The sequence below is a fragment of the Arthrospira sp. PCC 8006 genome, assembly GCF_046480465.1.
Lineage (GTDB): Bacteria > Cyanobacteriota > Cyanobacteriia > Cyanobacteriales > Microcoleaceae > Limnospira > Limnospira platensis.
Genome location: NZ_PKGG01000199.1, coordinates 1 through 10,069, shown reverse-complemented (window position 1 = coordinate 10,069; position 10,069 = coordinate 1). Strand labels below are relative to the sequence as shown.

The window sequence follows — 10,069 nt, the reverse complement described above, 5'->3', positions numbered from 1 at the left end:
TTGATGCGGGCTTTAATGAGTTTTACACCTCCAAAATCAATCAAAATTGGCAACCAATCAGAGTCTCTGCAGATGATATTATCGGGGGAAATATCACGGTGAATAACTCCCAAGGAGTGGATATAATCCAACACTGGGATCAATTTTAACAGAATTTCGGTGATTTCAGCTTGACTAAAATATTTACCTTTTTGCAGTCGCTGTTTTAGTAATTCTCGGTAAGTGAAACCCTCCACATAATCCTGGACTACAAAGATATAAACTTGACCGCCTATGGTTTCCTCAAATAGTTCTTGAAATCGGGGAATTTGCGAATGTTTAAGTTGGTAGAGAGTTTGCGCCTCCCGTTGAAATAACTCGCGGGATTTTTTTAACTCATAATTACCTTTGACTTGGGGTGCGAATTCTTTTAACACGCACAACTCATCAAAGCGGTGTTGGTCTTTAGCTAAATAGGTGCGTCCAAAGCCACCATGACCTAATTCACGAATGATCAGATAGTGGTGGCGGAGAATTTGACCTGACAGCAGCGCAGTATTAATCATGTTGGGAAGTTCAAGGGATTAACTCAGCATTCAATTTGACGGTCAGCCTTGACTAATGTTACCAGAAAATTGGGAAATGTTAACAATCATCAGCACCTATTTGACCAGAGCAGCAACTTATGGGTAAAATTATCATATTGTAAACGAGTGTAATTAATTATGCGATCGCTTATTGTTAATCCCCATAATTTAAACGATCTACCATCACACTTAACTACTATTACCCCAACTCGACCAGTAGCCCGTTGTTTAAAAGTACCTTATAAATCTTTGGACAAGCTGGCTATGAAAACTATCAATAATCATCAAATTACGATAGCGCCAGTGTTAACTATGGATCGAACTTGGCGGCGCATTGTGGCTGAGAATATCAACAGTAATGACCCTGATGGTATCGCGAAAATGTTAATACCCTCCCGCCAAAAACTCTTAAAATCTGGAGTGGACTTAAACTTATTAATTAATCATAATTCTCGGAGAATTAGGGATTTAGCCCAAGTGACTAATCTCTATAAACAAGAATTATTCAAGCAAGGCTATATTGACCAAGATGAATTATTTTGGCAAGCCATTAATTTTCAACCCAAACCACAACCTTTATTGATTTATGGTTATTTTCAACCTCAACCTGATCAGGTCGAATTTATTAACCTAGTAGCAGGGGAAGATAGCATCTGGGTTTTGCCGACCGGAAAAGCGGAATTTTTTGCCAAAAATCGAGAGGCGATCGCCTATTTAGAAAGTGAAGGATGGCAGGTAAATTATCAGGAAAATAATGATAATTTTAGCTTAGGAGAACAACTACAAAACTGCTTTGTAGACAAAGGGGAAATCACGAATAATGTGCAATGCCATATTTATTCAAATTTAGAAGCAGAAGTTAGGGGGGTTCTTTCCCAAGTTAAGCAGTTAATGATAGAGGGAATATCAGCCCGTGAAATTGTCCTAGTGACTCAGGATGAAAAAACCTATGCACCCTTATTATTAGATATGGCTTGGGAATATCAGTTACCACTGCGATTATTTTATAAAATTCCCTTGCGGAATATTCGCCTTGGGTCTTGGATCGCATTATTAATAGAAGTCATCGAAAACAATTTTCCCTTTGAGTCTACCGCTAAACTTTTGTATCATCCTTTAGCCCAATATTTAACATATCAACAATGGTTAGAAGCGCGACAAAAGCGACCACATAACCTAGCGGAATGGCAAGAATTAGGGTTAAATTTATCATTGTTAAAATTCCCAGAAAGCGATACCCGCCAAAATTGGGTAGACCACATTAAACAAGTTTTTAAATTCTTTGATATCCGCAAAAATAGCAGTCAATGGTCTAGGGAGATAGTCGCTTTTAATGAATTAGAAGCAGCTTGGGTAGAATTATCAAAACCTGATGGCGATCGTCTTAATCGACAAGAATTTTGTCAAGATATTTTAGAGATAATCAGCAAGCTAAAAGTCCCCATGCAACCAGGAAAAGGAGGCATAGAAGTTCACACTCCTTTATCCCTACAGGGTGCGAGTTATCCCCATGTTTTTTTAATCGGTTTTCAGGAAGGTATCCTACCCTCAGCCATTGAAAATGATCCGGTTTTAGACTTTTACGAATCGCGGCGACTATCTCAATTAGGCATTACCCTAGAAACAGCCATAGACATCGCTCAACGGAATGAATTATGTTTTTATGAACTATTAAGAATACCCACGATATCCTTGACTTTTTCCTGTGCGGAACAGCATCATAAAAAGCTGCTGCTACCTAGCCCGTATGCTACCCGTTTAGGGCTAGAAATAACTCCGCCACCGTTGTTAAATTTAGCCAGTATTGAGGAAGCTAGACGCTATTATTTACAACAGCCAGAAAAGTTATCCAATGATGTTCTAGTTAATGATATTATTAAAAATTGGCAAGTTGAACAGCGCCGAGAAAGTGGGGAATCTCCTGATGAATATGATGGGGTTATTGGTGTGGGAGTTGATTATCAAAATCGGATTTTTAGTGCCTCGCAATTACTTGCATTAGGTCAATGTCCATTTAAGTGGTTTGCCACCTATTTACTAGGCTTAAAAGAACCTTCAGAAGCGGAAGCGGAAATAACTGGAAGTCTCGGAGGTCGGTTATATCATCGCTGCTTAGAACTTTTGTTAACAGATATCAAAAATCAAACGGATTTACGGCGGTTGGAGAGACAAGATATTAACGAAGCATTATCTCAAGCGGAAGCGGCGTTAAAAGCTGAAGAAAATGTGAATTTTGACAATTTTATGGGTTGGGAAGCCCGCCGTTTAGAAGGTTTAAATATGTTAGAATTGAATTTACAAGCCGAAGATTTTTTGCGATCCAATGCCGAAATTATTAGTTGTGAAAATTCCTTTAATGCTGAATGGTATGGGTTAAAGGTAACTGCTAGGGTCGATCGCATTGACCGCACCCCCACGGGTCTATTAGTGTTAGACTATAAAACTACGGGTAGTTTACCATTGGGAATTAAAGATGATTCAGGACAAGCGAAAATCAATATTCAAATGCCATTATATCAACAGGCGATCGCCCAAAATTTTAAGGAAGTTCAACAGGTAGATGTCAAGTTGTATTCTCTGAAAAAACAGCGTTATTTGCCGGCTAAAGTAACCGACCCTGCAATTTTAGAAGCCTTTGCAGACGAGGTTAAACAGCGGCTACAACAGGGTAATTATCCAGTAGCGCCAGACCAGAAACAGCAAGTCTGCCAATACTGTCAATTTGACTCGGTTTGTCGTAAGGGAAACCGTTTAAGCCGCCAAAAACCATCCAAATAATAGCAGATTGTCGGTCAAAATTTAAGGATTAATTAATCATGAGTTTAACAAATGCACAACAAGCGGCTGCTACCAGTCCTCAAAGTATTATTGTCACAGCCGGGGCGGGGACTGGCAAAACTTATATGTTAGTAGAAAGGTATTTATATTATTTGCGAGAAAAGGGACTTTCTCCCTTGGAAATAGTGGCGGTTACATTTACGGAAAAAGCAGCCCAGGAATTGCGATCGCGTATTCGTTCACAGGTAAGGCAACAACTTCCTAACCGTCCCGATATACTAGCAGAATTAGAAGCCGCCCCTATTAGTACAATTCACGCTTTAGCTAGTCGTATTTGTCGCGAACATCCCCAGGCGGCTAAAGTTCCTGCTGACTTCCAAGTTTTAGAAGATTTAGAAGGCAAAATCTGGCTTTATGAAGGGTTAGAAACTGCTTTATCTAAATTACCAATTCAGGTTTTTGAAACCATAGATTATTCTTTATTATCGCGAATTTTGGCAACCTTATTAGATGACCCCTTGATGGCAGAAAGGTCATTAAATCAACAAATAGACTGGTCAGAGTTAGCCCAAAAATTACGCGATCGCGCCTTAGAAGACCTCATAAATCATCCCCAATGGCGGGAATTAAAAGACATTTTAACGTCAAATATTGGCAAGCCAGAAGACAAACTAGAAGTTATCCGACAAGCCACAGTTAGCGCCATGTTATCCCTAGAAAACGGTGATAATGTCTCCGAAAATCTGCAAGTTTTCAATAAAATTAATATCAGATATGGTAGTAAAAAAAACTGGGGGGAAAATCTACAAACTGTTAAAGATGCCTTAAAAGCCTTACGAGAGGAATTAGTTAAACCCTGTATAAAAGAGAATTTAATTAATGCAGAAGTTGGGGAAGCAGACCACAAACTAGCCGAAATGTTAGCCGCCTTAAAAGAAGCCTACCGAGAAGTTAAAGACTATTTGCAACAGTTGAAATGGCAAGCCCGAGTTTTGACATTTGCAGATTTAGAAATTGGCGCATTAACCGCTTTACAAAATAATCCCACCATTCAACTCTATTATCAACAACGCTGGCGCACTTTTTTAGTTGATGAATTTCAAGACACCAACCCCATTCAAGGCGAAATATTAGAACTTTTAACCCAGACAGCAGATTTAACTATAGTGGGTGATAAAAAACAGTCAATTTATGGGTTTAGGCGGGCAGATATTCAAGTTTTTAATAAATTTAGAAAACGCATTATTGACAACCAGGGAGATGAGATAATTCTTAATCAAAGTTTCCGGACTCATCAGCAATTAATTAATCAAATTAATCAGGTATTTTCTCCATTATTAGGAGATTTAAGACAAGACTTAGAAGCTGTCCGTATTGACTCCCCCTCTCCTAGGGAAACATTGCAGATATTTGTTATCCCCAAAACCGCCGAAACTGATGTTACCCAAAGGCGGATAGCGGAAGGAAAGTTGATTGCTAAAACCTTAAAAGAAATGTTAGATAATCAAACTCCAGTGTTTGATAAAGAAACTCAACAATTAAGACCCATTCAACCAGGCGATATTGCTATTTTAACGCGAACCTGGGGACCCTTAGATAGTTATGGAGAAGCCCTAGCCGCCGCCCAAATACCCTTAGCGCCTTCAGGAGGTGGAAACCTATTAGAAACCCAAGAAGCTAAAGATGCTTGGTCACTGCTAAAATTCTTAGCCGACCCTGGAGATGATATCGCATTAATAGCCCTACTAAGAAGTCCCTTTTTTGCGATTAGCGATCGCCTTTTATTCAAGGTTAGTAGTAACCTGAAATTATCCCACCAATCTACATCAGAAAATATGAGTTGGTGGAAATTTTTAAACAGTGGATCACCTGTAGAATTTACAAAGGCGATCGACCCTTTAAAAAGACTACTCAAAAAACGCCATATTGAGCCCCCATCTCGCTTGTTACAAATTGCAGATAGATTAACAGGATATACAGCCACAATCGCCAATTTACCAGCCTCTAATCGTCGCCTAGCGGACTTTAATGGATTTCGAGAATTAGTGCAAATTTTAGAACAAGGAACCGATGATTTATTTGGAGTAGTTCGCCGTCTCAAGCGCCTAAAAGATAAAGCCGTAACCGTAGAACGTCCCCCCATTAATACCAGCAATGCAGTATCATTAATGACCATTTTTGCCGCCAAAGGATTAGAATGGCCAATGGTAGTTGTAGCTGACCTAAGTCGCCCAACTCCCAACTCATCAGTACCCGTTTATTTTGACCCAGAATATGGTGTAGCGATCGCCTGTAAAGACGAAGACCAAGACCGAAAAGATCCAGTCATTTACAACTGGTTAAAATATCGCCATCAACAGCGAGAAGAAGCCGAAGCATTGCGAATCCTGTATGTAGCATTAACCCGCAGTCGGGATTATATCTTATTAACTGCCTCCCAGGAAAAAGGTAATTATTTAAATAAATTATACTTAGGGTTACAAGCTGCCAATATTCCCATAACCACCCTAGAAATTAATAGTGATGATATCATCCCGCCAGTCCCCCCAAGTCCCCTACCTCCAGCCATTAACCCTCCCCTGCTGACTGAGGCGATGACTTCTGGTTTATTTGAACTTCCCGTAACCTCTTTAAGTGAATATAAACGTTGTCCAACCCGGTTTAAATTTATCTATATTCTCGGACATCCAGGCTTCTCAGAAGAAGCCAATCAAGGCATGAGAATTGGGCAGTTAGTTCACAAGGCTTTAGAATATGATATCAGAGATATTGATAAACTCCAAAAATTCGCGGAATATGGAACTGATGAACAATTATTGAGTGAGGCTATTTGCCTCGCCATAGACTTTGATAATACTGAAGAATTTAAAATATTTAGAGACCACGAAATTAATCGAGAAATTGAGTTAAAATTAGATATATTAGGGGTTAGCTTTAATGGCATAGCAGATCTAATTGGGGATAATTGGGTGCTAGACTATAAAAGCGATCGCGTGATGCGCCCAGAACACCATAATCTACAACTATGGGCTTATGCTAAAGCCTTAAACTATTCCGAGGCACATATTGCCTATTTACGCCATAAACAACTTTACACTTTGCCACCAAAACTATTAGAAAAAACTGCCCACGAAGCGGAAAGCATAGTTCGAGATATAGTAGAGGGACACTATCCCCCCAAACCATCACTAGAAAACTGCCAAACCTGTCGCTATCGTGAAATTTGCGAACATAGATATGATGCTATATGAATGATGGTGCGTCAGAGTTTAAAGGCTTTCTATTTACCCCAAAATTATCTCAATCTGACGCTACTATCGCCTGGTGCGTCAGAGTTTAAAGGCTTTCTATTTACCCCAAAATTATCTCAATCTGACGCTACTATCGCCTGGTGCGTCAGAGTTTAAAGGCTTTCTATTTACCCCAAAATTATCTCAATCTGACGCTACTATCGCCTGGTGCGTCAGAGTTTAAAGGCTTTCTATTTACCCCAAAATCATCTCAATCTGACGCACCCTACTGGCTTAAAAAATGCCATGTTGTTTTTAACTACCTTGCACCAAATTATCACAATCTGTTTCCGTCGATTTACCTTCTATCAACTCTTCAAAAAGTTGATTCAGCGACTTTTCTTTGCTAACCTGATTTAACATGATCCGGTCATCAGCAAACCTAGTAATCACTTCTTTAGCTAAATAATATTCTTGAGAATTGGGTTGACAAAAACCAGCATCAAATTCCCTAAACCCCAACAAATAAGAGAGAGATAAAAACACATTTTGCTTATACTGATTATTCAAGGAAGTGGGGTTTTGTTGCCGTAAATACTCTAAAATTTGCCGAAAATGATTTCGATAATTTAAGATATTACCAGCATCTTGGAAATTAAAATACCATAGTAAAATTCGACCATAACCCCACATATATCCTTCATTAGTGAATCGTTCCGAATTATTGCATAAATTAAAATATTGTTGTTGTCTGGATTCATTTATAGCAGTTCTCGCCAAATAAAGGAAATATTCATAGTTAATTTTTGTATCGTCTAAAATTTGCGATTCTTGGGATTGATTAAAATAAAAATCTGACAAAATATAGGGAGAAAATTTATACAGCTTTCCCACCCATATCAAAGAACTTTTAACACAATTTGTTTTATCAATATTATTACTAGGGTAAATATTTATAATCTTAGTGATTTGATGCCATCGATCATCTTCGAGAATTTGTGTTAATTCTGTCAATTCTTCGGGATTAATATATTGAAGAACATCAAGATTATAAATGTTTTTCGGCAAAATAGTCGTCATTTGAGATAGGAAGTTGTTAAATTCTTGGTATTGTCGGCGTGTTACTGGGCTGTTATTCTGGAAAATCATGTCTAATTTAGCGATAACTTCTTGTAAATAGTTTTGTAAAGTTTGATAGCGATCGCTATTATATCTAAATAACTCTATTTGCTGTTGCGACTTTTCCGCACGGGTTTGACTCAACTTCAGATAGGGAATATAACCATAGTATTTGACCGTAACGATTCGATTAGTTAACTCCGCTTTGATGTTATACTTATTGTTAATATCTTCAACTTCCAGCAGGGGAGACGACCCCGGTTTGAGGGTAAATTTTATCCTCACCTCTACATCTTCCGTTACTTCATTTTCCACCACAGAAATGCTATAATCTTGGGGAGTGTCGTCTTTACAAAAATCTGCACCATTAACCCGAATTGGCAGAGTCGGATTTAAGTTATCTTGGGGGATTCTAAAAGTATCCTTATTATCAAGTTCCGGGATTTTGCCAATCAACTCACGAGATTCCCCTTCATAGGAAATAATATCGCCTTCTGTCAGTTGAATCCACCTCTCTTGACCCTCAATACCAATCTTAAACTCGATTTTATCCAGGTAAATTCCAAACAGATGGAATCTTGATCCATGATTCTGCTTGTATTGCCAAATGCGGTCAAATTCTCCAAGCTGACTAGAAATACAAATCACTCCGGGAAGGGAAGATCTGACTTGAGATTTGATTAATGAATGATACTGAGAGACTAAAACAAACTGATATTGGGGATAACTTTGGATTAGGTTTTTAATTTTATTTAAATTGACTCTGTTTAAAATAATTTCTCTAATTTTCTGGCGAGATACCGTCACCTTTTTATAAAAAATTCTACTTTTATGCCAGATTTCACTGACAAAGGTGATATTTTCTTGATTGATTATAGGTTGCTGAAAGAATGCAACTTTTTGCAAGTAATTAGCCAGATGTTCAAGGGTCTGTGATGTATTCGCTAATTTCGGAAAATAAGTTGCTAAAATTTCCGATGCCAAATCTTTACAAATTAACTGATAAGTGTCGAGGGTATTCAAATTAAATTGATGTTTAATCGGAGTTTGATGCTTCAAAATCGGGATATTATTTTGAATTTCAATCGTAATCATTTCCCGACCAACCCAGTTATCTAAATTCAAGAATAACAGAGGTCGAGTTATTTGGCTGTTTTGCAAAATAGAATAATTATTCCAGTAATGATAAGCACTACTATATAAATAGGCTTCTTGGGATGCCAAAAAATTACTCGTACTCAGAGTTAATAAGTCGATAGTATCGGGAATAATGAACAGTCGCGGAGTCTCCCCAGTGGATAACTGGGTTCCCATGTAAGTCGTTTCTGTGGGGTTAACCGCCAACTTTGACGGATAATGGCCGGTAAAAATGGGTTGATTCAAATATCGATAATCTCCGAAATCTTTAATCAAGTTTTTATAGCCTCTCGGTAAATCTCCAGGGGAGGGAGTTAAGCGGTCTATGGATTTGTTAAATTGGTTTGCATATTGACAGCAGTTAACGTAAGATTCCAAATTAAATAATCGCGTTGTCATGATAATTAATTTTCCTGATTGGTTAAAGAATTAAGGATTTCCTTAATCTCTTGTAAGTCCGTCGTTTTATACATTAAATCATGCAAATCGAAGCTGCGGCGATAAAAGTTAAAATTGATGCCGCCGACGTAGGCGAGTTTGCCTTGAAGCAGGGTTATTTTAGCATGGCAATAATTGATACTTTTGATTGTAAAATCAGCATCTTGGCTATTCATTTGGCTATCAATATAAACTTGCGTTTTTGATAACTTTAAAAGTTCTCTTAATTCTGGCGTAGGTCGAAAGCTGCGGCTGATAATAACGATATTTCCCCGAAACTCGCCGAGTTCGTTGAGTAAATCTTGATAGTATTGGCGGGGATTTAAAAGCTGAGAATTAGAAATAATTTGGGGTTGAGAGGGACGGGGAATGCAACGCAAGGTCAACACATTATCAGAACCGATGATATCATCTTGGGTGTGGTTATCCCAAAAGTGACCGAATGTTTGAATCAGTTGGGAATGTAAGGGAGTATTTCTCCAAATCATCCCTGATTCTAAGTTTCGGTTTAAACTTCCGGGGGTCAAATTGCAGGAACCCAGATAACCATATTGTTCAGAAATGCAGGTTTTTAAGTGAAATTTTCCGCTTCTAATTTTTAGCTTATTACTATTAATTTCCAACAATCTCCGCAGACACCTTACCTTGTTTTGGTCGGAGTTTTGGTAACTGATAGGTAATTGTTGTCTGGACTCCACTTGACTGTCAATTCTATCAATTACTTCGTCTCTTAAATCGGTGATAATCCACACCCCTTGAGAGAGTTGCTCGGACTTTTTACAAATCATTTCGACGACATCT

The 10,069-nt window shown here is 38.2% G+C and carries 6 protein-coding genes; 3 read left to right on the top strand and 3 right to left on the bottom strand.

The genetic code is table 11. From position 1 onward, the window contains the following. The coding region (locus tag B9T16_RS21850) for a protein kinase domain-containing protein (protein WP_410245743.1) at nucleotides 1-545 on the bottom strand (545 nt) is incomplete at its 3' end. A 159-nt stretch (nucleotides 546-704) separates the two neighbouring features. Here B9T16_RS21850 and B9T16_RS21845 point away from each other — a divergent pair. From B9T16_RS21845 to B9T16_RS21835, 3 genes are read left to right on the top strand one after another with little or no spacing between them, the layout of a single operon-like run. Then, on the top strand, nucleotides 705-3,344 hold the full coding sequence (locus B9T16_RS21845) for a PD-(D/E)XK nuclease family protein (RefSeq protein WP_410245742.1): 2,640 nt from the start codon (nucleotides 705-707) through the stop codon (nucleotides 3,342-3,344). 38 nt (nucleotides 3,345-3,382) lie between these two features. Then, a complete protein-coding gene (locus B9T16_RS21840; protein WP_410245741.1) occupies nucleotides 3,383-6,595 on the top strand; it encodes a UvrD-helicase domain-containing protein in 3,213 nt (1,070 codons plus the stop codon). Continuing rightward, the gene (locus B9T16_RS21835; RefSeq protein WP_014277131.1) at nucleotides 6,596-6,751 is read left to right on the top strand and encodes a hypothetical protein; all 156 of its coding nucleotides are present in this window, start codon (nucleotides 6,596-6,598) and stop codon (nucleotides 6,749-6,751) included. A 138-nt stretch (nucleotides 6,752-6,889) separates the two neighbouring features. Here the strand turns inward: B9T16_RS21835 and B9T16_RS21830 are convergent, their stop codons facing one another. Beyond that, nucleotides 6,890-9,229, bottom strand: coding sequence for a hypothetical protein (locus B9T16_RS21830; RefSeq protein WP_410245740.1), 2,340 nt, complete (start codon nucleotides 9,227-9,229; stop codon nucleotides 6,890-6,892). A 5-nt stretch (nucleotides 9,230-9,234) separates the two neighbouring features. Beyond that, nucleotides 9,235-10,069, bottom strand: an 835-nt coding sequence (locus B9T16_RS21825; RefSeq protein ID WP_410245739.1) for a phospholipase D-like domain-containing protein, incomplete at its 5' end; no start/stop codon positions are given.

Coding starts and splice junctions, on each gene's coding strand:
- B9T16_RS21830 (WP_410245740.1), bottom strand. CDS start 9,229: ATGACAACGCGATTATTTAATTTGGAATCTTACGTTAACTGCTGTCAA.
- B9T16_RS21845 (WP_410245742.1), top strand. CDS start 705: ATGCGATCGCTTATTGTTAATCCCCATAATTTAAACGATCTACCATCA.
- B9T16_RS21835 (WP_014277131.1), top strand. CDS start 6,596: ATGATGGTGCGTCAGAGTTTAAAGGCTTTCTATTTACCCCAAAATTAT.
- B9T16_RS21840 (WP_410245741.1), top strand. CDS start 3,383: ATGAGTTTAACAAATGCACAACAAGCGGCTGCTACCAGTCCTCAAAGT.